This is a genomic window from Marinobacter persicus (assembly GCF_002934325.1).
Taxonomy (GTDB): Bacteria; Pseudomonadota; Gammaproteobacteria; order Pseudomonadales; family Oleiphilaceae; genus Marinobacter; species Marinobacter persicus_A.
The window spans coordinates 47,499-72,738 of the sequence record NZ_PTIV01000018.1; the positions used below are offsets into that span (position 1 = coordinate 47,499).

General features: G+C 57.0%; 25 protein-coding genes, 1 pseudogene and 1 riboswitch. Of the genes and pseudogenes, 17 read left to right on the forward strand and 9 right to left on the reverse strand.

Going from position 1 to position 25,240, the window contains the following annotated elements; all coding sequences use genetic code 11:
• The first annotated feature begins 159 nt into the window (after window positions 1-159).
• From BY454_RS10525 to BY454_RS10570, 10 genes and pseudogenes are all read left to right on the forward strand, one after another.
• Window positions 160-1,593, forward strand: coding sequence for a 4Fe-4S binding protein (locus BY454_RS10525; protein WP_104416350.1), 1,434 nt, complete (start codon window positions 160-162; stop codon window positions 1,591-1,593).
• A gap of 38 nt (window positions 1,594-1,631) precedes the next feature.
• Window positions 1,632-2,045: a hypothetical protein gene (locus BY454_RS10530; RefSeq protein ID WP_104416349.1), complete on the forward strand. Its 414-nt coding sequence runs from the start codon at window positions 1,632-1,634 to the stop codon at window positions 2,043-2,045.
• Window positions 2,042-3,229: an FTR1 family iron permease gene (locus tag BY454_RS10535; RefSeq protein ID WP_104416348.1), complete on the forward strand. Its 1,188-nt coding sequence runs from the start codon at window positions 2,042-2,044 to the stop codon at window positions 3,227-3,229. The genes BY454_RS10530 and BY454_RS10535 overlap by 4 nt, the downstream gene beginning before the upstream one ends.
• A gap of 42 nt (window positions 3,230-3,271) precedes the next feature.
• On the forward strand, window positions 3,272-3,811 hold the full coding sequence (locus BY454_RS10540) for an iron transporter (RefSeq protein WP_219820650.1): 540 nt from the start codon (window positions 3,272-3,274) through the stop codon (window positions 3,809-3,811).
• 69 nt (window positions 3,812-3,880) lie between these two features.
• Window positions 3,881-4,083, forward strand: a riboswitch (cobalamin riboswitch).
• Window positions 4,084-4,233: 150 nt separating this feature from the next.
• Window positions 4,234-5,985, forward strand: a pseudogene (locus BY454_RS10545) (ribonucleoside triphosphate reductase); the annotation flags it as partial.
• Complete coding sequence (nrdD, locus tag BY454_RS10550) at window positions 5,978-6,124, forward strand: anaerobic ribonucleoside-triphosphate reductase (RefSeq protein ID WP_048496192.1); 147 nt, start codon at window positions 5,978-5,980, stop codon at window positions 6,122-6,124. The pseudogene BY454_RS10545 and the gene nrdD, both read left to right, overlap by 8 nt.
• A gap of 1 nt (window position 6,125) precedes the next feature.
• A complete protein-coding gene (locus BY454_RS10555) occupies window positions 6,126-6,830 on the forward strand; it encodes an anaerobic ribonucleoside-triphosphate reductase activating protein (protein ID WP_104416347.1) in 705 nt (234 codons plus the stop codon).
• Window positions 6,831-6,866: 36 nt separating this feature from the next.
• Window positions 6,867-7,229 carry a DUF488 domain-containing protein gene (locus BY454_RS10560; RefSeq protein ID WP_104416346.1) on the forward strand — a complete coding sequence of 121 codons (363 nt, stop codon included), beginning with the start codon at window positions 6,867-6,869 and terminating at the stop codon, window positions 7,227-7,229.
• A gap of 108 nt (window positions 7,230-7,337) precedes the next feature.
• A complete protein-coding gene (locus tag BY454_RS10565; RefSeq protein WP_104416345.1) occupies window positions 7,338-8,429 on the forward strand; it encodes a methyl-accepting chemotaxis protein in 1,092 nt (363 codons plus the stop codon).
• A gap of 165 nt (window positions 8,430-8,594) precedes the next feature.
• Window positions 8,595-8,909, forward strand: a complete 315-nt coding sequence (locus BY454_RS10570; protein ID WP_219820652.1) for a hexameric tyrosine-coordinated heme protein — start codon at window positions 8,595-8,597, stop codon at window positions 8,907-8,909.
• 286 nt (window positions 8,910-9,195) lie between these two features.
• Here BY454_RS10570 and BY454_RS10575 read toward each other — a convergent pair whose 3' ends face one another.
• Both BY454_RS10575 and BY454_RS10580 read right to left on the reverse strand, forming a co-directional pair.
• Window positions 9,196-9,909, reverse strand: coding sequence for a succinate dehydrogenase iron-sulfur subunit (locus tag BY454_RS10575; protein ID WP_104416344.1), 714 nt, complete (start codon window positions 9,907-9,909; stop codon window positions 9,196-9,198).
• A 426-nt stretch (window positions 9,910-10,335) separates the two neighbouring features.
• Entirely contained in the window at window positions 10,336-11,481 is a 1,146-nt protein-coding gene (locus tag BY454_RS10580) for an NnrS family protein (protein ID WP_104416343.1), read from the reverse strand.
• Window positions 11,482-11,538: 57 nt separating this feature from the next.
• On the opposite strand from BY454_RS10580, the gene BY454_RS10585 reads away from it, so the two are divergent.
• Window positions 11,539-11,742: a YgaP family membrane protein gene (locus BY454_RS10585; protein ID WP_104416342.1), complete on the forward strand. Its 204-nt coding sequence runs from the start codon at window positions 11,539-11,541 to the stop codon at window positions 11,740-11,742.
• Here BY454_RS10585 and ubiT read toward each other — a convergent pair.
• The 3 genes from ubiT to BY454_RS10600 form a co-directional block, all read right to left on the reverse strand.
• Window positions 11,735-12,259, reverse strand: a complete 525-nt coding sequence (gene ubiT / locus BY454_RS10590) for a ubiquinone anaerobic biosynthesis accessory factor UbiT (RefSeq protein ID WP_104416341.1) — start codon at window positions 12,257-12,259, stop codon at window positions 11,735-11,737. The genes BY454_RS10585 and ubiT overlap by 8 nt on opposite strands.
• Before the next feature lie 101 nt (window positions 12,260-12,360).
• A complete protein-coding gene (narL, locus tag BY454_RS10595) occupies window positions 12,361-13,020 on the reverse strand; it encodes a two-component system response regulator NarL (RefSeq protein WP_104416340.1) in 660 nt (219 codons plus the stop codon).
• A gap of 28 nt (window positions 13,021-13,048) precedes the next feature.
• The gene (locus BY454_RS10600) at window positions 13,049-14,902 is read right to left on the reverse strand and encodes a histidine kinase (RefSeq protein ID WP_104416339.1); all 1,854 of its coding nucleotides are present in this window, start codon (window positions 14,900-14,902) and stop codon (window positions 13,049-13,051) included.
• Window positions 14,903-15,089: 187 nt separating this feature from the next.
• Between BY454_RS10600 and BY454_RS10605 the strand changes: the two genes are divergently transcribed.
• The 5 genes from BY454_RS10605 to BY454_RS10625 all read left to right on the forward strand — a co-directional run bounded on the left by BY454_RS10605 (window position 15,090) and on the right by BY454_RS10625 (window position 18,425).
• Window positions 15,090-16,361, forward strand: coding sequence for an MFS transporter (locus BY454_RS10605; RefSeq protein ID WP_104416338.1), 1,272 nt, complete (start codon window positions 15,090-15,092; stop codon window positions 16,359-16,361).
• 119 nt (window positions 16,362-16,480) lie between these two features.
• Window positions 16,481-17,239: a Crp/Fnr family transcriptional regulator gene (locus BY454_RS10610; RefSeq protein ID WP_104416337.1), complete on the forward strand. Its 759-nt coding sequence runs from the start codon at window positions 16,481-16,483 to the stop codon at window positions 17,237-17,239.
• 92 nt (window positions 17,240-17,331) lie between these two features.
• Window positions 17,332-17,547, forward strand: a complete 216-nt coding sequence (locus BY454_RS10615; RefSeq protein WP_104416386.1) for a hypothetical protein — start codon at window positions 17,332-17,334, stop codon at window positions 17,545-17,547.
• Window positions 17,548-17,581: 34 nt separating this feature from the next.
• Window positions 17,582-17,962, forward strand: coding sequence for a YbaN family protein (locus tag BY454_RS10620; RefSeq protein WP_258075626.1), 381 nt, complete (start codon window positions 17,582-17,584; stop codon window positions 17,960-17,962).
• 25 nt (window positions 17,963-17,987) lie between these two features.
• Window positions 17,988-18,425, forward strand: a complete 438-nt coding sequence (locus BY454_RS10625) for an RrF2 family transcriptional regulator (protein WP_104416336.1) — start codon at window positions 17,988-17,990, stop codon at window positions 18,423-18,425.
• Between the two features lie 11 nt (window positions 18,426-18,436).
• On the opposite strand, the gene BY454_RS10630 is transcribed toward BY454_RS10625, so the two are convergent.
• From BY454_RS10630 to tmpT, 4 genes are all read right to left on the reverse strand, one after another.
• Window positions 18,437-19,993 carry a SpoVR family protein gene (locus BY454_RS10630; protein WP_104416335.1) on the reverse strand — a complete coding sequence of 519 codons (1,557 nt, stop codon included), beginning with the start codon at window positions 19,991-19,993 and terminating at the stop codon, window positions 18,437-18,439.
• Entirely contained in the window at window positions 19,990-21,279 is a 1,290-nt protein-coding gene (locus BY454_RS10635) for a YeaH/YhbH family protein (protein WP_258075627.1), read from the reverse strand. The genes BY454_RS10630 and BY454_RS10635 overlap by 4 nt, the downstream gene beginning before the upstream one ends.
• A gap of 38 nt (window positions 21,280-21,317) precedes the next feature.
• Window positions 21,318-23,240 (reverse strand): PrkA family serine protein kinase, encoded by a 1,923-nt coding sequence (locus BY454_RS10640; RefSeq protein WP_104416333.1) that lies wholly within the window; start codon window positions 23,238-23,240, stop codon window positions 21,318-21,320.
• A 231-nt stretch (window positions 23,241-23,471) separates the two neighbouring features.
• Complete coding sequence (tmpT, locus tag BY454_RS10645) at window positions 23,472-24,131, reverse strand: thiopurine S-methyltransferase (protein WP_104416332.1); 660 nt, start codon at window positions 24,129-24,131, stop codon at window positions 23,472-23,474.
• An 85-nt stretch (window positions 24,132-24,216) separates the two neighbouring features.
• Between tmpT and BY454_RS10650 the strand changes: the two genes are divergently transcribed.
• Window positions 24,217-25,149, forward strand: coding sequence for a D-2-hydroxyacid dehydrogenase (locus BY454_RS10650; RefSeq protein WP_104416331.1), 933 nt, complete (start codon window positions 24,217-24,219; stop codon window positions 25,147-25,149).
• The last annotated feature ends 91 nt before the right edge of the window (window positions 25,150-25,240 follow it).

The following is a 25,240-nucleotide window of genomic DNA, read 5'->3' on the forward strand; positions in this document are numbered from 1 at the left end:
TTTATTCTGGTGAGGCTTCCGGAATTATGCAAGGTTGTTTTGAGCGGGGCGGAACAGGACTTGATAGCGCTGGCCGGAGTCAGTCGTAATATTGATAAGAATCATTATTGTTAGTGTTGTCTTGGGGTAAAGTGCTAGTGGTTCGTCAAGAGGCACCTTATGCGCCCGATTCCTGTCATAGATATTACCGAAAACGCCCGGCCTGGCCGTTTTGTTGATGCTGCCGGATCATTCGCTGGGCATCCGGTGATTGAACGCCTTCTCTCCCGCCTGGGGCCCTGGCTACCTTGGGTGCATGTCGCCATGTTCCTGGTTTTTGTGGCAGTTCTGGTTGTGCCGGTTTACCTCCCTGAGTCTTCCGAACAGGCTACCTTTCTGGATGATGGCCGGGTACTGGCCAACTATCTGCTGTGGGGCGTCTGGTTTCCGCTGGTGTTCTTTTCGGTGGTGATTACCGGTAGAAGCTGGTGTGGCTTCCTGTGTCCCATGGGCGCGGCGTCAGAACTGGCCAACCGCCATGGGCTGAAAAGGCAGACGCCCGCGTGGATTCGATGGCCAGGCACGCCCATCTTCAGCTTTATCATTATCACCCTGCTGGGCCAGACCACCGGCGTACGCGACCACCCGGAGGCGGCTCTGGAGATCTTTGGTGGCACCTTCGTAATGGCGGTCATCGTGGGGTGGCTCTGGGGCCGGAACAAGCGTGTGTGGTGTCGCCACCTGTGCCCCATCGGTTTGCTATTGGGCGTATTCGCCCGCCTGGGTGCGGTGCAGCTTTCTCCACGAAAGAGGAAGTCCGGCCCGGATCAACTCACCGACAAAACCATTTGCCCCACCTACATCGATTTGCCCCGCAAGCAGGCCGCCCGCCACTGCATTGAATGCCTGCGCTGCATCCTGCCCGGGCATACCGCCGGCCTGGCAGTGTCCTTCCGCCGCCCGGGTCAGGAACTGGAGGCCATTCGGCATCATGCCCCGGATGTCTGGGAAACCCTGTTTATCTTCCTGGGCGCCGGTGTGGCTCTGGGGGGATTCGTTTGGCTGGTGCTGCCATTTTACAACGACTGGCGGCAGGCGCTGGGCACGTGGTTTATCGAGCAGGGCCAGTACTGGATTGGCGAGCCAGGGCCGGCCTGGTTGATGAGTGTGCACCCGGAGCGCCGGGAGGTCTTTCGCTGGCTCGACTTCTTCATGATCACCGGCACCATGGTGACGGTGATGGCGTTGTCCGCCCTGGTGCTGAGTATGGCATCCCTGGCTAGCGCCGGGCTTGCCAGGTGGCGGGGCAGTGGGGAAAGCCTGTTCCAGGCCTTCGTCCAGATTGGCTATAGCCAGGCCCCTGTGGCGCTCATGGCACTGATGATTGGCCTTGCGACTGAACTGTTTACCCCCTTTGTGCGTCTGGGCATGACCACCGCACAGGTGAATGACGTGAAAGCCGCGATGATTCTTTTCGGGTTGTTCTGGAGCGTTTGGCTGGCCTGGCGAATTCTGCAGGGGTTGGGGGTTGACCGTGGCCGCTGGCTGGCGCTGTTACCGAGTGCGGCCGGCAGCAGCGCCATGGCCGCTGCCTGGTGGCTGGCGGTGCTTTGAGCCTTTTTACTCATATCTGAACCGATACGGAGAGTCTGATGTTGGTAGCGCGTGCGTTGTTTCTGTTATTGGCGATGTCGGCAGCCTGGGTGGCGCAGGCAGCGGATGAAGACTGGATGTCGGTGGCCGATCAGGTCATCGAACAGTTGGATACCGCCCTGACCAGTTATCAGGCAGGGGATGCCAAAACCGCCCGGCGGGAGGTCATCCAGGCTTACTTCGGTCCGTTTGAAGGAGAAAAGATGGAAGCAGCCATCCGCAGTCATCTGGGCATTGAGCCGGCTTTTCTGCTTGAGCGCCAGTTCGGTGCTATTCGCAAGGACATCAAGAGCGGGGCGCCGGAAAAGGAGGTGGCATCGGCGGTCAATAAGCTTAAACAGGCCCTGAAAGATCACGCAGAACAGCTCAATGAGGCAGGTGTTCCCCTTTCGGTGTACGAGGTAAACCAATGATTGCCCGGTGTCTGCTGTTTCTGCTGATGGCTCTCGGGGCGGGCACTAATGCTAATGCCGCCGCACAGAAAGTGGATGCCGATGCTGTCATCGGTGAACTGGTGACTAGCGGTGATGCTGCCCTGCAGGCCTACGAGCCGGAAAATGGCATGGATACCATGGACCGGTTTTCGGCCCTGTATTTCGATGTCTTCGAGGGCAAGGGCCTGGAAACCGTCGTTGGCATGAAAGATCCGCACCTGAAAACCCGGGTGGAATCCCGGTTCGGTGAGGTGATTGGCCTGTCCGCCAAGGGAGCTCCGAAAGGCGAGGTGTCCGGGGCCTGGTTGAAACTCAAGGGAGCTCTGACTACCGATGTCGCCAACCTGTTTACCGATGAGGACCTGAGTTTTACCGGACTGGTTCTGCAGTCTTTCCTGATCCTGTTACGCGAGGGCTTCGAAGCCATGCTGGTGGTCATGGCCCTGGCCGCCTACTTACGCCGTTCCGCCGGCGGCCGTGGTATGTCGTCGCTGTATGCCGGGGTAGGTCTGGCCCTGGTGGCCAGCTTGCTGACGGCTTACGGCATGAAAATTCTGTTTGATATCTCCGGTACGGCCCGTGAAGCGCTGGAAGGTATCACCATGCTCTTTGCCGCGGCTGTGCTTCTGTACGTCAGCCACTGGTTGCTGGCCAAGCAACAGTCCGACAAATGGCAGGCCTATATCCGCCGGAAGGTGGACCGCGCTCTTTCCAACGGTCAGCTGTGGGCGCTGGGGCTGGCGGTGTTCCTGGCGGTTTACCGGGAAGGGGCGGAGACCATCCTGTTCTATTACGCGTTGGCGGGGCAGGCGGAGAACGCCGCCTTACCCATGCTGCTGGGTTCAGCGGGAGCCGCCGGTGCGCTGGTGGTGACTTTCCTGATAATGCGCACCGCGTCTTTGCGACTGCCGTTACCCCTGTTCTTCAGTGCCACGGCAGCGCTGCTGTTCTATCTCGCCTTCAGTTTTGCCGGTACCGGCATCCTTGAACTTCAGGAAGCCGGCTGGGTGGACATTACCCCGCTGCCGGGCATTCCCCGGCTGGCCTGGCTGGGTGTCTATCCAACCCTCGAAACCCTGCTGGCCCAGGCTGTGGTGCTCTTGCCATTGATCCTGTCCGGTGGCTGGTTATGGTTGCGTCGCCGGGCGGCGGCGCAGGCCTGAGGCACGTCATACAAGTTTACCCATGAAAGAAGGAGCAATGCGATGAAAGCAATTACCCGAACCCTGGTCTCGGCCACCTTGCTGGCTGGCAGCCTGAGTGTGGCCGGTTCTGCCCTGGCCGGTGAGGTGATGATCGGCGAGCCGGTGGAAAAGCACGGCATGGAAATCGGCGCCGTATATCTGCAACCGGTGATGATGACTCCGGAACTGCCCGGCATGGGCGACAAGGATATCCATCTTGAAGCCGATGTGGTGGCCCTGCCCGGCAACAACAACGGGTTTGGCGCTGGCGCCTGGGTGCCCTATCTGGGCGTCACCTATACCCTGACCAAGGAAGGCTCGGACTGGTCAACGACCGGTGCCTTTATGCCGATGGTTGCCTCTGACGGCCCCCATTACGGAGCCAATATCAAGCTGGATGGTCCCGGCAAGTACCAGGTGACCTACCACATCGATCCGCCTCCGTATCAGGGCTTCTACCGCCACAAGGATAAGGAAACCGGCGTTGGCAAATGGTGGTCACCGTTTGATGTCGAGTGGGAATTTGCGTTTGTCGGTACCGGTAAGAAGGGCGGTTACTGATTGATTTCTGCCGCCTGTTGTTCAAGCAAAATAAATATTTGTTTTCCTTGAATCTGATTTTGTCAGCGTATATAGTAATTTTGTCTTGGTAAGCCACAACATGTTGTGTTTGTGGCAAGGAATCCGGTGAGAATCCGGAACTGACGCGCAGCGGTATTGGGGAACGACCGTGGCATGATGACACTGGCGCAAGCTGGGAAGTCGCCACGCAAGGCAGAGCCGAAAGGCTCACGCCCCTGAGTCCGAAGACCTGCCAGGATCACAAGCACTGCACCTTCGCGATTCAGGGTGAACAGTTGATCATGTCTCGGGCACTCGCCCGTGGCTGGCCTCCTGTATTCGCGAACGTTGCTGCAAATATTGCGACAACCTGACGCGCTTCCAGGAGGAACCTGATGTCTGCCCACACCACCTCGCACCCTGTTGATCCGGCCTTGCTGGATATCTCCGCTACTGTTGGTGAATACCTGCACCGCAGCGACTGGCGGGTGAACGCCAATGCCAACCAGGGCTATTCCCTCGGTGGCCTGATTCTGAACACCGCCGGCAAGGTTATTGCCAACTACTGGCTGAACGAGGTGTATACCCCGGAAATCGGCCAGGCCCACCGGCAAGCAGACCTTCACATCCACGATCTGGACATGCTCAGTGGTTACTGTGCCGGCTGGTCTTTGCGCACCCTGCTGCACGAAGGCCTGAACGGTGTGCCGGGCAAGGTAGAAGCGGGCCCGCCAAAGCACCTCTCAAGCGCCATCGGTCAGATGGTCAACTTTCTCGGTACTCTGCAGAATGAATGGGCTGGGGCCCAGGCCTTCAGCTCCTTCGACACCTACCTGGCCCCGTTTATTCGCAAGGACAACCTGGATTACGCCACCGTGCGCCAGTGCATCCAGGAATTTGTCTACAACCTGAACGTGCCATCCCGCTGGGGCACCCAGACTCCGTTCACCAACATCACCTTCGACTGGGTATGCCCGGACGACGTGCGCGAACAGATACCGGTTATCGCCGGGGAGGAAATGCCGTTCAGCTACGGCAACCTGCAGGCCGAGATGGACATGATCAACCAGGCCTACATTGAGGTGATGACGGCGGGCGACAGCAAGGGCCGGGTGTTCACCTTCCCGATTCCTACCTACAACATCACCCGGGATTTCAACTGGGAATCCGACAATGCCCTGCGGCTGTTTGAGATGACTGCCCGCTACGGCCTGCCGTATTTCCAGAACTTCCTCAATTCCGACCTGGAACCCAACATGGTGCGCTCCATGTGCTGCCGCCTGCAGCTGGACCTGAGGGAACTGCTCAAGCGGGGCAATGGCCTGTTCGGCTCAGCGGAACAGACTGGCTCCCTTGGAGTGGTCACCGTTAACTGTGCCCGGCTGGGTTACCTTAATAAAGGTGATAAGCCGGCGCTCTTTGCCCGCCTGGATCAACTCATGGGCCTGGCCCGGGACAGTCTGGAAACCAAGCGCCAGGAGATTGGCCGGCTGATGGTGGAAGGCCTGTTCCCCTATACCAAACGCTATCTGGGGACCCTGAGAAACCACTTCTCCACCATTGGAGTGAATGGCCTGAATGAAATGGTCCGCAACTTCACCGGTGACCAGGAAGATATCAGCAGTGAGCAGGGCCGGGCCTTTGCGCTGGAACTGCTGGATCATGTGCGGGAGCGGATGAAGCAATACCAGGAAGAAACCGGCCATCTTTACAATCTGGAAGCCACCCCGGCCGAAGGCACCACCTACCGGTTCGCGAAGGAAGACCAGAAGCGGTTTGCCGACATCCTGCAGGCAGGCTCACCGGATGCCCCTTACTACACTAACTCCAGCCAGCTTCCGGTGGGCTACACCGACGATCCGTTTGAAGCCCTGGATCTTCAGGATGAGCTGCAAACCCGCTACACCGGCGGCACGGTGCTGCACCTGTATATGCGCGAACGCATCAGCGATGCCGCCACCTGCGGCCGGTTTGTGAAAACGGTGCTGGCGAATTACCGGCTGCCATACATTACGGTAACGCCCACTTTCTCCATTTGCCCGGTGCACGGGTACCTGCACGGAGAGCACGAATTCTGCCCGAAATGCGACGAGCTGTTGCTCGCCGGGCAGCTATCACAGCTGGCAACGGCCGGCACTTCCCCAAAAAGCAAAGAAGGAGTTCAGCATGGATAACCAGAAACTGCCCGATGACAGTCAGCGCCAGCGCTGCGAAGTGTGGACCCGGGTAATGGGCTACCATCGCCCGGTCTCGGCCTTTAATAAAGGCAAGCAGTCCGAGCATCGCGAACGCACCCACTTCCGGGAGCGTTGAAATGACTGCGGATAACCTGGTGATAGGGGGCATGGCCGCCTTCTCCACCGTCGATTATCCGCAACACCTGGCGGCAACCCTGTTCCTGCAGGGTTGTCCCTGGCGTTGCCATTACTGCCATAACCCTCATCTCATACCACTGGAAGCCGGTGATGAAAACATAACCTGGCAAAAAGCTCACCGGCACCTGAAAAGCCGGCAGGGATTGCTGGACGCGGTGGTATTCAGTGGCGGCGAACCCACTATCCAGAAAGCCCTGCTACCAGCCCTGCAACAAACCCGGGCCATGGGTTTTCGCAACGGCCTGCACACCGGTGCTCCGCACCTGAAACTGCTGGAGCCGTTGTTGCGCTGGCTGGACTGGGTGGGGCTGGATATCAAAGCATTGCCCGCCGATTATGAAATCATCACTACCAGTCGTTACGCAGGTTCTGAGAGCTGGGCCGCCATTGAAGCGCTGCAAAATGCCGGTGTGGATTTCGAGTGCCGGATGACCTGGCATGGAGCTCTGCAGTCACCGGAACAGGTAACCACCGTTGGGGAGCGGCTGGCGGATCAGGGCGTACGCCGGTTTGCCGTCCAGATTGCACGAAGCGACCAGATGCTGAATGGCGCCATAGGCGCAGGGCACCTGAGTGCGGAAGACAAACAGCGGGTACGGAATACACTCTCGCCATTCTTTGAAACCCTGGATGTCCGGGCGTAGGCTGGCAAGTCTACACAGACATCAGGAGGCGTGCCTATGGACATTCGCCTGAAGCGAGCCTACGACACCGCCGCCCGCTCAGACGGCCCACGTATATTGGTTGATCGCATCTGGCCCCGGGGTGTGGCCAGGGAGGATGCTGACGTTGTCCACTGGTTGAAAAGGCTGGCGCCGTCTACCGAATTGCGCAAATGGTTTAACCATGATCCGGACAAGTGGTCGGAGTTCTGCGAGCGCTATCTGGAAGAGCTCCAGTCCGACGATGCCGCGGAGGATCTGAGCACGCTCCGGCAACTGCTTGATAAACATGAGCGCATAACGCTGGTGTTTGCTGCAAAGGATACCGAGCACAATAATGCCGTAGCGCTTCGGGACTATATCCTGAGCGACCATCTCTAAAGGCTTTCCGCAGCCCGCTTATCGACAGCCTTGTTGTAACAAACAGTTACTGTTTCGCCTGTTAACATGTATATAATATGAATCAAATAGAGGGCTTGGAGTATCGTTATGGGTTTGTGGCCGTTCATGAAACGTTCGGAAGCACTGGAATCGGAACTGTCGACACTAAACCGGGCATTTCTCGAAGTCAGCGAACAGAGCAGCATGCTGGAAGCAAAGCTGGAAGAAGAACGCCGCGCGCTGGCGCATAGCCAGGCCGAACTTCAGATCAACCGTAGACTGATGGCCGGTCTCGGCCAGTTCGGTTCCTCACTGACGGAACTCAAGGGGTCTTTCAGCGACTTGTCGGATCTGCTCGGCTCGCGCCGCAGTGAAGCCTTAAGAACCCGTGATGAATCCGGTCAGGTGCGGGACGGCATGGCAACGCTGGTTCAGCGTCTGGATGGTGCCCGTGAGAGGGTGGTGAGTTCGGCCGGGCAGATGGAAGCGCTGGAGACAGAAACCGGAAGCATAACGTCACTGGTTGATGTCATTGATGGTGTGTCTGACCAAACCTCATTGCTTGCCCTGAACGCCAGTATCGAAGCGGCCCGGGCTGGTGAGCATGGCAGGGGGTTCAGTGTGGTGGCAACGGAAGTTCGCAACCTCGCATTCAGGGCCGGCGAGGCCACCCGGGAAATCGACGAAGCCATCAACCGGATCCGCAGCCAGACGACTGCCGTCTCCGGTGCCAGCAAAGCAAGCAGTGAAGAAATGCAGACGCTTGCTGAAGAAGCTGAAACTGCCCGGGACCGTTTAATGTCGCTGATCGGTCTTGCAGACAACTCGTCCACGGCCCTGGGCAACGCCGCCCTTCTGGCGGAAATTGAACTGGCCAATCTGGAAGAGCTGGAAATCAAACTCACCGTTTATCAGATTCTGGCCGGCCTGTCAGACCGCAGCGCAGACACTCTGCCAGCGGAAACCGAGTGCCGGCTTGGCCAGTGGTATTACCAGGGCGACGGCAATGAACAATATTCAGGGCGAATGGACTTCAAGGCGATTGAAGAACCACACCGGCTGGTGCATGTGTACGCCGTCGAAGCAGTACAGGCACACGAGAACAACCGGCCCGAAGATGCCCTGAAAGCATTAGAAGCTATGGAAACCAATAATCTGGATGTGATGAGCCGATTGAGAAAGCTGGTTTCTGTTGATTAATCGCTGAAAAATGCTGGTCAGTCTGAAGTGGCTCGTAGGCAGGCTACTTCCTGAGGAGTATGTTTTTACTATAAAAGAGTCATTGAAAATATATCTATATTGGTTCATTACTGAAAGAGCCTCACTGAAGAGGTCTATAAATTGATGAGAGCCAAGGAGATAAAAATGATGAAACCAAGAAATAATATTCTGGCAGTTTGTGCGGCTTTGATATTGAGTCTGCCTCTTTCGGTACAAGCAGAGGAGGATGGGAAGGCGAATGTGTGGCTGCCGAGTCTGATTACTGAAACGCCACAAGAAGGTTTTGAGCTGGCGATTAAGCTGGCCCGGATGGGAGTAAAAAGTACGCAATCTGATAAAGAGACGCTGTTTCGTGAGCGGGAAAAATACTCACAGGATGGTGAGGCGCTTATCCATGCGTCCGAGGTGATTGCGGTTCATTTTCAGACAGTGGCTGCTGCCAATAACCACTGGAAATGATGCTGGTGATGGCGGCCAACAAGGCCGCCACTTCGAGACAAGAGCTGACCTTTATCGCTTTCCGATAACCATTGGCAGGTAACTGAAACCAGTTGTCGGGAAGACTGCCCGCTCGGGCTTAGCCTCAGGCGATGGCTCCAATTGGACGCTCGGGTTTGTTGGCCATGGCAAATCCTCGGCAAGAAAACAGGTTCTGCCAGATTATCAGGGAGCCACATTATCTTCTTGAGGATAAGTCAATTGGTGCCTGGTGAAATGATTCGGGTCAGTAAGTCGCCATGGATAGTCAGACTCTTTCCCGTAACAGCATGATTTTGATATGACCGATAGCTTTCATGGGGTTCAGCCCCTTCGGGCAGTACGCTGTGCAGTTGCCTATCCCACGGCAGCGGAACACGCTGAACGGGTCTTCCAGTTTCGCCAGGCGCTCGCGAGTAGCAGTATCTCGCGAATCTACCAAAAACCGGTAAGCCTGCAACAGTCCTGCTGGCCCGATGTATTTTTCCGGGTTCCACCACCAGGAGGGGCAGGCGGAAGTGCAGCAGGCGCAGAGAATACACTCGTATAATCCATCCAGCTTTGCGCGGTCCTCAGGACTCTGCAGTCTCTCGATTGCCGGATCCGGAGTATCATTGACCAGCCAAGGGGTAACACGTTCGTACTGTTTAAAGAACAGTGACTGGTCAACCACCAGATCACGGATCACTGGCATGCCCGGGAGTGGCCGAATTTCAAGAACCTCTTTCTTGTCCAGGGCATCCTCCACGTTGGCAATGCAGCCCAGGCCATTGCGGCCATTGATATTGAGTCCGTCTGAGCCGCATACGCCCTCGCGGCAGGAACGACGGAAAACCAGCGTGGTATCCCGGGTTTTCAAGTGCTCGAGTACATCCAGCACCATGCGATTTCTGAACTCGTCGCCAACCTTGATCTCCTGGCTGTAGGGTATTTCATCTTGTTCGGGGTTGTAGCGATACAACCTGACGATAAACCCACTCATGACGTTGTTCTCCCTCACATTGATTTGATACATCCGGAAAGGTGTATTCATGATGGAGGTTAGCAGATGATTCGTACAATTAAATCGAAAATACGGAACCAGGAGTCTATCCCACAAGCTTGTAGCTAGTGTCCCGGTTATAAGACCCTCCGAAAAAGTTCGGGGCAAGTAGGTTGGTGCTTTCCTCCGTCCAAATCGCTTCAAGGTAATTTGAAGTTTGTCTTATTATAATGTATTCGTTATACATGTTAAGTAAGTTTGTTCACTCAGTGCATGAAGAGGTAATGATGGGTAGCAAGAAATCAGAACAAACCAAAGACCCGATCTGGGATCAGCATGTGAGATGGCTGGACCTTATAAGTAATGAATGCAAATCCAACCAGGTTAAGCGGGAGCGTGAAAAACGAAGAAAATGAAGCTCGCCAACTATTTCCGTCTCTTCTGGCTATGGCGAAATAGCACGCCAAGCTGCACCGCACACAGGCCGTAAGCAGCAGACCAGCAAGCGGCGGAGAGCCAGAGTGCTTCTGGATGCGTGAAAGGGGCAGCGCCTGCCTGTAGCCGGGCTAACACTGCCACCAGGATCAGGCCGGCAACGCCGAGTACCTGCCACGTGGGAGGAAAACTCCCTACGGCCCTTTGCCAGGCCAGGCGCAGCATGACGCTGATTGACAGGGTGCCAAGAGCGCCAATGGTGATCACGTGCAGCGCGGGTAGTGGGTCGGCTCCCTGCCACAGGTGAATGCCGGTCAGGGCTGCCCCGATGGCTAGCCAGAGATAGCCGGTTGCCAGTATCAGTAAATCCGCCCGACTTCTGCAATGCCAAAGCTTCCAGCGCACGATCCGGACCAGAATCAGAATGGCCGACAGGACCAGAAGAAGGCCGGTCAGGCGATTCGCAAACGGTACCAAGGCCAATATCATCGCCACTGGCAGGATCACTAAAAGCGCGCCTTCAATGCGTGGCTGCACTCTTGCGGCCAGAGCAACGCCATTCTTCTCCAGTGTCCCCGCCACCGCCGGGGCAATGATTCTTCCACCCATAAACGTCATGAGCAATAAGAGGCCGATAATGGCGGCCACCATAATCCGGCGTGTATCCGGTAACGCAACCGCGAGGTTGCCCGGGGCATAAGCGACCAACCCGAAGGCGACAGACAACACGCACAGTGTGAGGATCAGCGGACCGGCGATCTTGTTGCGCCACTTCTTTGCGGCCTGGAATCTGGGCACGACATAACGTGCCAGCAACAAGGCGAAGGCAGGGCTCAATAGCTGGGAGACCGGATTGTCTGGCGCCAGCACCCAGCAAAGCCGCGCCACCAGCCAAAGCAGAAACAGAGGCGCAAGAATTCGCCAGGGCTGAGGCCCGAGGGTGTACCCGGCGATAAGAGCCAGGGCGAAGCCGAATATCAGCTCATGACCATGACCGGCACCCAGAAGCCCGGGAGGCCACCCGGAACCCGACAATACCGCATGAATGGAAAGTGGTACTGTCAGGGCCGCCCACAGTGCCGCTGCCGGGAAAAACAACCAGAATGCGTGAAACGGTTTTGCCTTGCTTGAGATCATTGCATGCCCAGGTAAATAAGATAATGATATAAAGATATTTCCCAAGGGAGGTGTGTTATGACGGTCAACGAAGGTCTTCGCCTGATGGCAGGCGTGTTTACTCTGATTTCAATTTTGCTGGCGCATTATGTGAGCCCCTACTGGCTTTTATTCACCGGCTTTATTGCCCTGAACCTGATTCAGTCTGCGTTCACCAAGTGGTGTCCGGCCATGGTGATTCTCAAAAAGCTGGGGCTGAAAGAGGAAAAGCCGGTTAGCTGACAGCGCCAGACCGCCCGGAGCGCAGAAGCTGGCGCAGGTTGATTTGCCACTCCAGGCTGTCCAGCAGGTTTTTCAGGGCCAGGCCCAGCTCGGTGTCGCCTTCAATGACCAGGCGGCGCTGGAAAAACAGCTGATCCGGGTCCTGTTTGCGTTCCGCCAGGGTTTTGAAGGCGGCCAGTGAGCCCCGGATGGTGGCTTCGCCGGGGCCTGCAAACACGCGCAATCTGTTGTTCTGAAAACCCAGTGTCAGGCCGGGATGACCACCCGTGACTTCCAGGCGTATGCGCCGGCCTTCGAAATCGTCGAATTCGCCCTCGGCCATGGCTTCTGCGAATACCCGGTTCAGCGGGGCTTCCACGGCCAGTTGTTTCAATGGCAGTGGGATACTCCGGTCAATGGTGCCCAGCAATGGCGCGGGGGAGGGCAGGAATTCCCGCAATACGGCCAGCGACTGATCGAACAGGTCTCCCGACTGGCGGGGTGGCAGAACAGGTAACCGGGGCATAGAGAGTTGCATGGCGATCTCCGGGCAGTATGGAATTTGCCCAGAGTATCGCAAACCGGCAGCTATCGGGTTGATATAACTCAGTGTTTCCCCACTAGGCCGCCTGGCCACTTTCAGGCCCGGTGAAAGCCTTCTTCGACCGCCCATACCGCTACTTCAACCCGCGATCGCAGGCTCAGTTTTTTCAGCAGATGTTTGACATGCACTTTGACGGTGCCGTCGCTGATATCCAGCTTGCGGCCGATCATCTTGTTGGACAGGCCTTCGGCAATCAGTCGCAGAATGTCTTTTTCTCTGGGAGTCAGGCTGTCGAAATCCGGGCGTGAGGCCTGATGAGGCTTGTTGGAGCGCAAGGCTTCGGCCAGCAGGGTGGTCAGGCGCTCACTGATGACCAGCTTACCGGTTGCCGCCTGGTGCAGTTGCCGGATCATGTCTTCCGGTTCCATGTCTTTGAGCAGGTAGCCATCAGCTCCGGCACGCAGGGCTGCCACCACGTCGTCTTCCAGGTCAGACACGGTAAACATCACGATCCGCGAGCTGACACTCTGTTCCCGAAGCTTTTTCAGGGCTTCGATGCCGTTCATTTCCGGCATGTTCAGGTCCATCAGGATCAGATCCGGCTCCAGTTCAGAGGCCAGGCGGATACCATCAGCGGCATTGCTGGCTTCACCGGCGACGATCATGTCGTCCTCCATGCCGATCAGCTGCTTGATGCCCTGGCGCAGCAGGGGGTGGTCGTCTATCAGCAGAATGCTTGCAGGTGTTTCTGACATCATCTCTCTCATTGAAGTGACTGGTCGGTTACGCCGACGAGGTTTCGGTGGAAATCATGTTCCGGCTTTTTGGAATAAAGGTTAATGCGACTTCCACGCCACCTTCATCCCGGTTGTGTACACGAAGCTGGCCGCCCAGGGTTGTGGCCCGGTCTTCCATAATGATCAGGCCGTAGTGATTCACCGGCTGGGACTCACCGGGCAGACCTTTGCCATTGTCCAGGACACGAGCGCAGACCTGGGGTGATTCGAACAATATTTCTACCCGGATGTCGGTGGCGTCTGCATGCTTAACAGCGTTGGCCAGGCCTTCACGGACAATCTGAAGTGTGTGAATTTCTTCGTTGGGAGACAGTGTCTGGGGTGGCAGGTTGTACTCGAACTCCACCGGCTTGCCCAGACGTACGGAGAATTCGTCAATGGTTTTGGTCAGGGCAGTGGCCAGATCCGGCGTATCGAGTTTCAGGCGGAAGGTGGCCAGTAACTCCCGCAACTGGCGGTAGGCACTGTTCAGGCCGGTACTGAGTTCGTTCAGGATGTCTTCGTGTACTGCTTTCTGTTCGCCCTCTATGTTCAGGCGCCGCAGGCGCGCGACCTGCATCTTCAGGTAGGAGAGGGACTGCGCCAGCGAATCGTGCAGTTCGCGGGCAATAACCGTGCGCTCTTCGGCCAGTGTCATCTGCTGCTCTTCAGTGATCTGGTTCTCCAGATAAATGGCAGTGGCAAGCTGGTCTGTCAGAGTTTCCAGCAGTCTGCGGGAGGTCGCCGACAAAGCTTTACTGGCCGGATACCAGACCTCAAGAGTGCCCAGCAGTTGGCCGGGAATGCGAATGGGCAGGAGCAGGCGGCGGCCATCGTTGCTGGCGACGGGCAGCTCATCAAGCGCCTCTGGGGTGACCAGGCAGGCATTGCAGTGATGATCCCGGCAATAGAAGGGGCGCTGGTCGGTGGCGGTGGTGACCGCTTCTACCGGCTCATCGGAGTGTTTGTCGTGCAGGTATAGCCGGATGGGGCCGATGCCCAGCAGTCGCTCCAGTTCCTGCAGCATCGGGATAGCGCCACTGCACAGGTCGTGATTGGCAAACAGGCCTCGGCTCGCTGAGTGCATGGCCTGCAGGGCAGCGTGACTGGTTTCCAGTTCTTCGGTTTTTTGCCGGGCCTTGCTTTCCAGCTCATGGTAGGTCATGGCCAGTTCATCGGTCATCTGATCAAAAGCCGAGCCGAGCCTGGCCAGCTCGTCGGAGCCCCTGAGGCTGGCTTTGCGGGAGAAGTCTTTGTCGCCTACGGCAACGGCGATATCTATCAGCTTGCGCAGTGGCCGGATAACCCGGTTTTTGAGGTCAACGAACAGTGCCACGATGATCAGTATCGAGAACACCATGCTGATGATCTGGATCATGTGAAGCAGGTCGATTCGGGCTTCGGTTCGCTCTTCCAGCATTTTTACCAGCTGGTTCACCTCAATGATGTAGTCTTCCACCGTTGCCAGCATGCCCGAGGTCACCGGTACTCCAGGTCGATGCCTTTCAATAGCCGGTTTCAACTGGGTCTGCCATATATTGCTGACATTCTGATGCTGGCGTACCAGTGGGTGGTCGTCGGTACGGGGAATGGCTTGCATGATTGCTGAACCTTGCAACTGCCGCTGGTAGTTGGCCAGTTGCTCTTGGACAGGTGGTCTGGCCTGTGAGGCCTCGGCGGCGGAGACTGCGACCAGCTCATAGGCGCCCATGCGCAGTGCGCCGGCCTGATTGATGGCCGTCGCATTCCCTTCGATGCTGTTGGATACCGCAAGGGTGCTGGCCATACTGACAATGGCTGTCAGCACAATGGCTCCAATAACAATGGCAACCCGGTTAACCAAAGGGTGTTTTGATGTCATGCAACGCCTTTTGTCTGGAGAAGGAGTGCGGATCTGTTCGGCATCTTTTATTCTGACGAAGAATCAACTTGCCGGGTACCTCTTTCAGGATAGCGAATTACCCCGATAGTTGATAACCCATCATAGCTTTTGACCCTTGTCTCCACAAAACCTGACAATAAAAAGTTGGTTTCAAAGGGTAAGCAACGTGCAGGCACCGCTCGCAGACGACGACAGGCTGGCCTCGCTGGCGGTTATTTTACCGTTGGCGGTGACGGGTTTTGTCGTAGCTTCGGCTTGCTGGACACTGTTTGCTGTCGTGGGCGTGCATATTCGGGAAGATCTGGCCCTGAACAGTTTTCAGTTTGGTGCGTTGCTGGCTATGCCAATGGCTTCTGGTGCCGCGCTGGCCATTCCGGCCGGGCTGGCGGCACAACGCCATGGCGCCCGGTTTATCATGCTCTGGTGTCTCGCCGGGCTGGCACTGTGCATGGCCCTGTTGCCGGGAGTGGAAAGCTATTATGGCTACCTCGCGGTTGCCAGTGGTCTGGGATTTGCCGGTGGCTTCTACAGTGCCGGGCTGCAATTTGTGATCAGCCACTGCCCGGTCAGGCGCCTGGGGCTGGTTCTGGGTATATTCGGTGCCGGCGTGACCGGTGCCGGCCTCAGCTACCATCTGGTTCCGCTCTTTCATGAGGCGTTTTCCTGGCAGGGGGCGCCTGTCGCCTACCTGATCGTTCTTTCGTTGCTGATTGCCCTGCTATTAATGCTGACCGCCCCGGATATTCCAGGGCTGGCCGACCAGCGTCGGACCTCCCTGGCGAGCTTCTGTTATCTGTTGCAACGCCGGCAAACACTGCCAATGAGCATTCACTTCGGCATGGTGGCTGGCAGCTTTTTCGCGCTGGCGTTGTGGTTGCCGGATTTCTTGTCCGCCCAGTTCAGTCTGCAACTGGATGCCGGTGCCGGTATGGCGCAATGGTTCGTGATTCCCGGCGCACTGGCGCAGATTACCGGCGGCTGGCTTTCTGACCACTTCGGCAGCATCCGCGTCACCACCCGTGCCCTGGCTGTATGCCTGTGTGCGCTTTTTGTTCTTTCTTACCCGCCCATGACCCTCTTCATCCGGGGAATAGACGCCGTCATTGTGATCAAGTTTGCCCTGCCATTGATGGTTGAAGGCGGCCTTGTGGTGATGCTGGGTGTTGCCATGGGTTGTGCCATGGGTAGTGCGCAACGAGTGGTCATTCTGATGAACCGGTCAGAGGCGGCTTTGTTTGCCGGCTTTTTGTTGGTGACTGCCTGTTCAGTGGCCTTTTTGCTGTCGCTGTTATTTGGTGCGATCAATCAGTGGCTGGGTGTGCGCACCGCGGTGTTCATGGTCCTGTTCGGGGTGTTCGGCGCCAGTCTTCTGATGTTTGCCTGGTGGACGAAGCGGCCAGAAAGCAAGGTGCTTGTGCCTCCGCAGAGTTTGAGTTGAGTCAATTAATTTTCAGGAACCGACATTCTACCCCCAACGGGGGAGCGATTTTTCCGGATCTCGCTTCTAACATAGATGACAAATATTAATAATGCATGTTTATGCAGGGAGACCTACTCATGGCGATGACCCAAGCTGTCGCGAGCAAATACACCAAACCGGTACTCGTTGCCGTCAACAAAACGCTGAGTGATGACGACGGCCTTGGAGCCATGCGTTCACACCCCATGTTCCGGACGATTCGGCCAGAGCATGTGGATCACCTGGTTCACCAGTCCCGTTTCCTCCGGCTTGGGCACCATCAACTGCTGTACCGGCAGGACATGCCTGCCCATCACTTTTTCTTCGTTATCTCCGGCCGATTGCGCCTGTACCGGCTGGATTCTTCGGGGGTTGACCGGACTCTGGACAGCATTGCCCCGGGGGACTGTTTTGCGGAAGTGATGATCTACGCTGAGCCGGCACGCTATGCCTGCTATGCCGAGGCGTTGAAATCCAGTGAAGTACTGATGATTCCGATCCGGGCCTACCGCGAGTTGCTGGGGCGCTACCCGGAATATGCCCAGGCGGCGCTGAATCATTATGCCCAGCGCGCTGTTACCCGGTTCCATGAACTGGAAATCATGACTGTCCAGAACGCCCGTGACCGGGTCATCCGTTACCTGATCGACCTGCTGCCAGACGGAGAAGGCCAGTGCGACCAGGGCGGGGAAGTCGAACTGCCCCTGCCCAAGTGCCTCGTGGCCTCCAGGCTGGCCATGCAGCCGGAAACCTTTTCCCGCATTCTGGCCGACCTGAAAGCCAGCGGATTGGTTCGGGTAAACCGCAGCCGGCTATTCATCTCAGACCCCCGGCGGTTGATCGAAATCGGTCAGTAAAAAAAATCAGGAGCCTTGTGCAGGGAGGGTTGCAATCGCTTTTAAAGAAGCCTATAAAATACATGTTAAAGATGTATTCAGGAGGCTTTTTTATGGAAACCCTGTTATTCAGAGCGAACTGGGCGATGGTCTGGTCACTATCGGGATTGGTGCTGACAGTATTGGTGGCCTATCCCATGGCACACTACTTTCCCATGGCCGTTCAGATTCTTGCGCATGTTGGCACTTTGCTTTTTGCGGTGGGCATAAAGGTCGCCTATGTTGCCAGGCTGGCATTTCTTAGCCGTTTGGGCAGACCTGTCCATTGAATATCGGTAGAATGATTGGCGATAAGGGGTGAGCGTGATTGCCGTGACCAGTGAGCATGTTGGCAAAACCGGATTTCGTTTTCTGGCGTATACCTCCGCAGGGCTTGCGGCGTTGGGCGTCGTATTGCCACTTTTGCCAACAACGCCGTTTGTTATTCTGGCTGCATATTTTGCCAGCAGGGGGTCGCCGGCTTTTGCTGCCTGGCTGGAGCAACACCAGACCTTCGGCCCGGCGATTGAGCTATGGCGTCAGCGACGAGCGGTTCCACTCAAAGCCAGGTTTCTTGCGTTGGCCATGATGATGGCAAGCTGGAGCATGTTGTTGCTTCTGGGGAGTCCGGCTCTGGTGCTGACTATCTCAGGACTGTTCCTGCTGGCCGTAGCCGTTTATTTGATGACTCGCCCGAGCTGTTGAAGATTTCTATTATTTGGAGCAACACATGCACATCACCCGTTACACCGACTATTCACTCAGGGTTCTGATCTATCTGGCGGCAGAGGGTGACCGGCTGGCGACCATTCAGGAAATTGCTGACAGCTATGAAATTTCCAAGAACCATCTGATGAAAGTAGTGCATCAGCTCAACAAAAAAGGCTACATCGAAACCATTCGTGGCAAGAACGGGGGTATGCGCCTGCATAGGGCACCGGAGGAGATTAACATCGGCATTCTGGTACGGGAAACCGAGCAGGATCTGAATATTGTTGAATGTTTTTCCTCCCGCAATACCTGCAAAATCACGCCAGTGTGCGGCCTCAAATCCATGTTCAATGAGGCCCTGAAAGCGTTTCTGGAAGTGCTGGATCAATATACCCTGGCCGATATTGTGCAAAGCCGGCATCAGTCACAGCTCTTGCGTCTGTTACAGATCGCCTGAAGCCTGCGCGTTCAGGGGCAGTGGTAAGTTTCCATCACTGCGCCTTCATCCAGGCTTTCCAGATGTACATCAAAGCCCCACAGCCGGTGCGCATGACGCAGCACTTCTTCTGTTTCCGGGCCCAGCGGAACCCTGTCCACGGTGATATGCCGCAGTGTCAGTGAGCGGTCGCCACGTACATCCACATTCCATACCTGAATGTTCGGTTCCCGGTAACTGAGATTGTACTGGCGCGCCAGCTTTTCCCGCAGGGTACGGTAACCGGGATCGTCGTGAATGGCGGTGACGGTGTAATGGTCATCGAGTTCATCGTTTTCGATCGCAAACAGTTTCAGATCCCGCATCACCTTGGGAGACAGGAACTGCTGGATGAAGCTCTCATCCTTGAAATTGCGCATGGCGAAGTGAACGGTTTCCAGCCAGTTCTGGCCGGCAATATCCGGGAACCACTCCCGGTCTTCCTCCGTGGGGGTTTCGCAGATACGGCGTAAATCCGTGAAGATGGAAAAGCCCAGGGTGTAAGGGTTGATGCCCGAATACCAGGGACTGTCGAAGGGGGGCTGATACACCACGGCAGTGTGGCTTTGCAGGAATTCGAGCATGAAGCCGTCGGTGACCAGGCCTTTTTCATACATGCGGTGCAACAGCGTGTAGTGCCAGAAAGTGGCCCAGCCTTCGTTCATTACCTGGGTCTGGCGCTGAGGATAAAAGTACTGGCCCAGTTTGCGCACAATCCGCACCAGTTCCCGCTGCCAGGTTTCCAGTAGTGGCGCGTTCTTTTCGATGAAATACAGCAGGTTTTCCTGGGGCTCGCTCGGGTAGCGGTGTGTACGTTTCACCGGATCCTCATCTCCCTCCGGGGTAGGGATGGTGCGCCAGAGGTCGTTGATGCGTCGCTGCTGGTATTCTTCCCGCTCTTTCTGCCGTCGGGCTTCTTCGGTTGCGGAAATCGGAGCCGGGCGTTTGTAACGGTCGACGCCATAGTTCATCAGGGCATGGCAGGAATCCAGAATTTCTTCCACCTCTGTTACGCCGTATCGTTCCTCGCACTCGGCCACGTAATTGCGGGCAAATACCAGGTAGTCAATGATGGCGCTGGCGTCGGTCCAGGTGCGGAACAGGTAGTTCCCCTTGAAGAAGGAGTTGTGGCCGTAACTGGCGTGGGCAATCACCAATGCCTGCATGGGCAGGGTGTTTTCCTCCATCAGGTAGGCAATGCAGGGGTTGGAGTTAATCACGATTTCATAGGCCAGCCCCATCTGGCCCCGCTCATAGCCCTTGGAAGTCTGCAGAAACTGCTTGCCGAAGGACCAGTGGTGATAGCCCACCGGCATGCCTACCGAGCTGTAGGCGTCCATCATCTGTTCGGCGCTGATCACTTCCACTTGGTTGGGGTAGGTGTCCAGGCCGAATTCGGCTGCGCACTTTGCAATTTCCTCGTCGTACTGCCGGATCAGTTCGAAGGTCCATTCCGAGGTAGTGGAAATCGGTTTGCGTGCGCGGCCGGATTCCAGCGGCTCGATGGGGTCACGCTCCGGTGCGTTCGGATGGTCGGCGTTACGGCTCATGCGGCTTTCCTCTCGAACAGTTGTCGGAATACCGGGTATATGTCGCCGGGGTCGGCGATCTGCTGCATGGCAAAAGCCTCGGGAAAATGCTCCTGGACTTCCTCGTACTGGTACCAGAGCATCTGGTGGTCGTTCGGGGTGATCTCCACGTAGGCGTAATACTGCACCAGCGGCAACAGCTGGTTGGCCAGCAGTTGGCTGCAGATGGGGGAGTCGTCGTTCCAGTTATCGCCATCGGAGGCCTGGGCGGCGTAGATGTTCCACTCCGCCGGCGAATAGCGGGCCTCGATGATCTGGTGCATCAGGCGCAAGGCGCTGGAAACAATGGTGCCCCCGGTTTCCCGGCTGTAGAAAAATTCCTCCTCGTCCACTTCCTTGGCGCTGGTGTGGTGGCGGATGAACACCACTTCGATCTTCTTGTAGTTCTTCTTCAGGAACAGGTACAGCAGGATGAAGAAGCGTTTGGCGATGTCCTTGTGGACCTGGGTCATGGAGCCGGAGACGTCCATCAGGCAGAACATGACCGCACTGGTGGCCGGCCGTGGCTCCTTGACGTGCTGGCGGTAGCGCAGGTCGATGTCATCAATGAAGGGAATGCGTTTGACGTTGGCCTTCAATCGGGCAATCTCTTCCTCCAGCGCCTGGATCTGGTCCGCCTTGCTGAACACCGGGTCAGCGTCGTCGGCGGCCGATCTCAGGTCCGCCAGTTGCCGCTCCAGTTCCCGGATCTTGCGCTTGCGGGCGCCACCCAGGCCCAGCCTACGGGCGTGGGCCCCGCGCAGGGAGCGTACGACATCCAGCTTGGCCGGAATGCCCTGGTTGGTGAAGCCCGCGCGCACGTAGTTGAAGGCTTCGGTGTCCTTGAGTTTCTTGCGGGCCAGGTTGGGCAGCTCCAGGTCATCGAACAGGAAGTCCAGGAACTCCTCCTGGGTGATCTGGAAGGCGAACTCGTCCATGCCTTCACCGTCGGGACTGGCCTGGCCCTGACCGGAACCCCGGCCACCGCCGCCTTCGGGCTTTTCGATGGTGTCGCCGGCCACCCACTCGTGGTTGCCCGGGTGAACCATCTCTCTTCGCCCGCCCTGGCCGTGATGGAAGACCGGCTCGTCGATGTCGCGGCTGGGGATGCTGATGCTTTCCCCCCGCTCGACATCGGTAATGGAGCGCCTGTGCACCGCCTCGCTCACCGCTTTCTTGATGTGGTGGCGGTAGCGGCGCAGGAACCGTTCCCGGTTCACCGCGCTCTTGTTCTTGCCGTTCAATCGCCGATCGACGATGTGTGTCATACCCATGGTGCTACTCCCGTCAGTAACCGGTTACTGACCTAGTGAGACTTGCGAACACGCAGGTACCACTCGGCCAGCAGCCGGACCTGCTTCTCGGTATAGCCTCTGTCGACCATGCGCTCGACGAACTGCTTGTGTTTCTTCTGGTCTTCCTGGCTGGCTTTCGGGTTGAAGGAAATGACCGGCAGCAGGTCCTCGGTGTTGGAGAACATCTTCTTCTCGATTACCGCCCGCAGTTTTTCATAGCTGAGCCAGGACGGATTCTTGCCGCCGTTGTTGGCCCGGGCCCGCAGCACGAAGTTGACCACCTCGTTGCGGAAGTCTTTCGGGTTGGAGATGCCGGCGGGCTTCTCGATCTTCTCCAGCTCCTCGTTGATGGAGGCCCGGTCCAGGATTTCGCCGGTGTCCGGATCCCGGTATTCCTGGTCCTGAATCCAGAAATCGGCGTAGGTCACGTAGCGGTCGAACAGGTTCTGGCCGTACTCGCTGTAGCTTTCCAGGTAGGCGGTCTGGATTTCCTTGCCGATGAAGCGCACGTAGTGGGGCGCCAGGTATTCCTTGATAAAGCGCAGGTAGCGATCCTGAACTTCCGCCGGGAACTGCTCCTGTTCAATCTGCTTTTCCAGTACATAAAGCAGGTGTACCGGGTTGGCGGCAATTTCCGTGGTGTCGAAGTTGAACACCCGGGAGAGGATTTTGAACGCAAACCGGGTGGACAGGCCGTCCATGCCTTCCATCACACCAGCGGCGTCCCGGTATTCCTGAATGGATTTGGCTTTTGGGTCGGTGTCCTTGATGTTCTGGCCGTCATACACCTTCATTTTCGAGTAAATGCTGGAGTTTTCCGGCTCCTTGATGCGCGAGAGCACCGAGAACTGGGCCAGCATGTCGAGGGTGTCCGGGGCGCAGGGAGCTCCGGCCAGAGAGCTGCTTTTCAGCAGCTTGCGGTAGATGTCGATTTCTTCGGTAACCCGCACACAGTAAGGCACCTTAACGATATACACCCGGTCAAGAAATGCCTCATTGTGTTTGTTGTTACGGAAGGTCTGCCACTCGGATTCGTTGGAGTGGGCCAGCACAATGCCGTCAAAGGGCACAGAGCCCATGCCCTCGGTGGTGTTGTAGTTGCCTTCCTGAGTGGCGGTCAGCAATGGGTGCAGCACCTTGATGGGCGCCTTGAACATTTCCACAAACTCCATCAACCCCTGGTTGGCCTTGCACAGACCGCCGCTGAAGCTGTAGGCGTCCGGGTCGTCCTGGGAGTAGTCCTCCAGCATGCGGATGTTGACCTTGCCCACCAGAGCAGAGATGTCCTGGTTGTTGTCGTCGCCGGGCTCGGTTTTGGAGACGCCAATCTGATCCAGCACCGACGGGTATTTCTTCACCACCCGGAACTGGCTGATGTCGCCACCGTATTCGTGCAGGCGTTTGACCGCCCAGGGCGACATGATGGAATTCAGGTAGCGCCGGGGAATGCCGTATTCTTCTTCCAGAATGCTGGCGTCTTCGGCCGGGTCAAACAGGCCCAAGGGTGACTCATTCACCGGTGAGCCCTTGATGGCGTAGAAGGGGACCTTCTGCATCAGTTGTTTGAGCTTCTCGGCCAGAGAGGATTTGCCGCCGCCTACCGGGCCCAGCAGGTACAGAATCTGTTTCTTTTCCTCCAGCCCCTGAGCGGCGTGGCGGAAGAACGAAACGATGTTCTCCACGGCTTCTTCCATACCGTAGAACTCGGAAAATTCCGGGTAACGCTTGATCACCTTGTTCGAGAAAATACGTGACAGGCGTGGGTCACGGGAGGTGTCCATCAGCTCCGGTTCGCCAATGGCGATGAGCATTCTTTCGGCTGCTGTGGCGTAGGCGGCCGGATCGTTCTTGCAGATCGCCAGATATTCCTCAAGGGAGTATTCCTCCTCCTGAGTGGCTTCGTAGCGGTCCTTGAATTGTTGCAGTATGGTCATGGGTGATCCCCCGATCGCAATGTTATCTGCTTGTTAAATCACGCAATATCCCCGTTTGTTTTGGGTCGCCGAGTGCGGCGATGGGTGTCTGGTTGATATGGAATGGATGCGGGCAGGCTTCCTTAATTTTTGTTTCGGTGGAAGCGCTGCCTGATTTCATCTTAGTTCAGATGTGACCGGGTTGGGGGAAAATCTATGAATCGCTTTTATTAAATTTGTCACCGAATCCGGTCATTTCGGCGTGAGTACGAACACGCTTTCGCTGACGCCGTTCTGCAGGCCCCGGCGTTTGACGAACAGGTTGTCCTTGGGCAAATCATTTTTCAGGATTTGGCGAACCTCATAATCCTCGCCAAACAGCTGGTGTACTTCGCTGTCGGGTACATTGAACGGAGGCCCCTGCATCTCGGTGCCGTCATAGTCCAGGGTGATCAGCAGGATTTTGGCCTGATCGGGGAGTATGGCGCTTAGGTGCTCCACATAGTGGGGCCTTGAAGTGGGGGGCATGGCGATAAGCGCGGCCCGGTCGTATACCAGGCGCACATGCCTGAGATCGTCGGGCACCAGCTGGAAGAAGTCGCCACACCACAGTTGCAGGTCGTCCTGGCTGAACACGGTGAATGGTTCGCCGGGATGCACCCTGGCCTTTTCGCCGGCTTCCTCAAAGAAGTCCTTGCAGGCAAGCTCGCTGAGCTCCACGCCGATCACCGGATGGCCCCGGTCGTGTAGCCACCACATATCATGGGCCTTGCCACACAGGGGGACAAAGACTGTGTCGGTGCGGTTCCCCGCCAGCTCCGGCCAGTGGTCGTGCAGGTACTGGTTCACGGTTCCTTCATGAAAACCGATTTCGTTTTTCGCCCAGCGTGTGTGCCAGAATTCGTGTTCCATGATGCTCTCTCCGGATTTGGACGTTTTCCTCAGTCTAACTTAATCTGAGGTTTTGTTGAGAAGCCCCCTAATGATGGAGAGAGCCATGAAAGCCGTGTTTCTGGATGCCGCCACGCTCGGTCACGACGTTGACCTGGAGCCAATTGAAGAGGTTACCGGTGGGCTGACCTGCTACCCGCGCACCCGGCCGGAAGAGGTTGTGGAGCGACTGCGGGGGTTTGACACCCTGCTGGTGAACAAGGTGGTGATTGGCCGCGAGCATTTTGAAGCCTGCCCCGAGCTGAAAACCATCGCGGTGGTGGCCACCGGGCTGAACAACATCGATTTGCAGGCGGCCAACGACCACGGTGTCGAGGTGATGAACGTAACCAACTACGGCCGTTCCACCGTCTCCCAGCACACCATGGCGTTGATCCTGGCCCTGGCAACGCGCCTGCTCGACTACGACCGGGATGTACGGGCCGGCCGTTGGGGCGAGAGCGACATGTTCTGCCTGATGAACCACCCCATCATGGAGCTGGAAGGCAAAACGCTGGGCATTATTGGCTACGGGGATCTGGGGCAGGGCCTGGCCGAGCGGGCAAAGGCTTTCGGTATGACCGTGGTCTTGGGCTGCCGGCCCGGGCAGGAGCCGGGTACTGTGGATGGTTATGAACGCATTCCCCTGGACTATCTGCTGGAAACCGCCGATGTGATTTCCCTTCACTGTCTGCTGACGGAGTCCACCCGCAACCTGATTGGCAAGAAAGAATTGGAAAGAATGAAGCCGAGAGCGCTGCTGATCAATACCAGTCGCGGAGGCCTGGTGGATGAGGCGGCGCTGGCCGAGGCCTTGCGCAACGGCGAGATTGCCGGCGCCGGTTTTGATGTGCTGACCGAAGAGCCACCGCGCAACGGCAACCCGCTGTTGGCGGGTGATATTCCCAACCTGATCGTGACACCCCATTCCGCCTGGGCCAGCCGGGAGGCGCGCCAGCGGATTGTGGAGATTACCGCAGAGAATTTGGCTTCTCTCTAGCCCGGATTTCTCATAGCCACCCAGCAAGTCTCGCAGACTGGGCGGGTGGCCGCCATGGCCGCCCAGTTGCGGCCCTGATTGCTTAATAAGT

Bases quoted from the DNA above. Each gene is read 5' to 3' on its own strand.
- BY454_RS10525 (WP_104416350.1), top strand. From the start codon at position 160: ATGCGCCCGATTCCTGTCATAGATATTACCGAAAACGCCCGGCCTGGC.
- BY454_RS10530 (WP_104416349.1), top strand. From the start codon at position 1,632: ATGTTGGTAGCGCGTGCGTTGTTTCTGTTATTGGCGATGTCGGCAGCC.
- BY454_RS10535 (WP_104416348.1), top strand. From the start codon at position 2,042: ATGATTGCCCGGTGTCTGCTGTTTCTGCTGATGGCTCTCGGGGCGGGC.
- BY454_RS10540 (WP_219820650.1), top strand. From the start codon at position 3,272: ATGAAAGCAATTACCCGAACCCTGGTCTCGGCCACCTTGCTGGCTGGC.
- nrdD (WP_048496192.1), top strand. From the start codon at position 5,978: ATGGATAACCAGAAACTGCCCGATGACAGTCAGCGCCAGCGCTGCGAA.
- BY454_RS10555 (WP_104416347.1), top strand. From the start codon at position 6,126: ATGACTGCGGATAACCTGGTGATAGGGGGCATGGCCGCCTTCTCCACC.
- BY454_RS10560 (WP_104416346.1), top strand. From the start codon at position 6,867: ATGGACATTCGCCTGAAGCGAGCCTACGACACCGCCGCCCGCTCAGAC.
- BY454_RS10565 (WP_104416345.1), top strand. From the start codon at position 7,338: ATGGGTTTGTGGCCGTTCATGAAACGTTCGGAAGCACTGGAATCGGAA.
- BY454_RS10570 (WP_219820652.1), top strand. From the start codon at position 8,595: ATGATGAAACCAAGAAATAATATTCTGGCAGTTTGTGCGGCTTTGATA.
- BY454_RS10575 (WP_104416344.1), bottom strand. From the start codon at position 9,909: ATGAGTGGGTTTATCGTCAGGTTGTATCGCTACAACCCCGAACAAGAT.
- BY454_RS10580 (WP_104416343.1), bottom strand. From the start codon at position 11,481: ATGATCTCAAGCAAGGCAAAACCGTTTCACGCATTCTGGTTGTTTTTC.
- BY454_RS10585 (WP_104416342.1), top strand. From the start codon at position 11,539: ATGACGGTCAACGAAGGTCTTCGCCTGATGGCAGGCGTGTTTACTCTG.
- ubiT (WP_104416341.1), bottom strand. From the start codon at position 12,259: ATGCAACTCTCTATGCCCCGGTTACCTGTTCTGCCACCCCGCCAGTCG.
- narL (WP_104416340.1), bottom strand. From the start codon at position 13,020: ATGTCAGAAACACCTGCAAGCATTCTGCTGATAGACGACCACCCCCTG.
- BY454_RS10600 (WP_104416339.1), bottom strand. From the start codon at position 14,902: ATGACATCAAAACACCCTTTGGTTAACCGGGTTGCCATTGTTATTGGA.
- BY454_RS10610 (WP_104416337.1), top strand. From the start codon at position 16,481: ATGGCGATGACCCAAGCTGTCGCGAGCAAATACACCAAACCGGTACTC.
- BY454_RS10615 (WP_104416386.1), top strand. From the start codon at position 17,332: ATGGAAACCCTGTTATTCAGAGCGAACTGGGCGATGGTCTGGTCACTA.
- BY454_RS10625 (WP_104416336.1), top strand. From the start codon at position 17,988: ATGCACATCACCCGTTACACCGACTATTCACTCAGGGTTCTGATCTAT.
- BY454_RS10630 (WP_104416335.1), bottom strand. From the start codon at position 19,993: ATGAGCCGTAACGCCGACCATCCGAACGCACCGGAGCGTGACCCCATC.
- BY454_RS10635 (WP_258075627.1), bottom strand. From the start codon at position 21,279: ATGACACACATCGTCGATCGGCGATTGAACGGCAAGAACAAGAGCGCG.
- BY454_RS10640 (WP_104416333.1), bottom strand. From the start codon at position 23,240: ATGACCATACTGCAACAATTCAAGGACCGCTACGAAGCCACTCAGGAG.
- tmpT (WP_104416332.1), bottom strand. From the start codon at position 24,131: ATGGAACACGAATTCTGGCACACACGCTGGGCGAAAAACGAAATCGGT.
- BY454_RS10650 (WP_104416331.1), top strand. From the start codon at position 24,217: ATGAAAGCCGTGTTTCTGGATGCCGCCACGCTCGGTCACGACGTTGAC.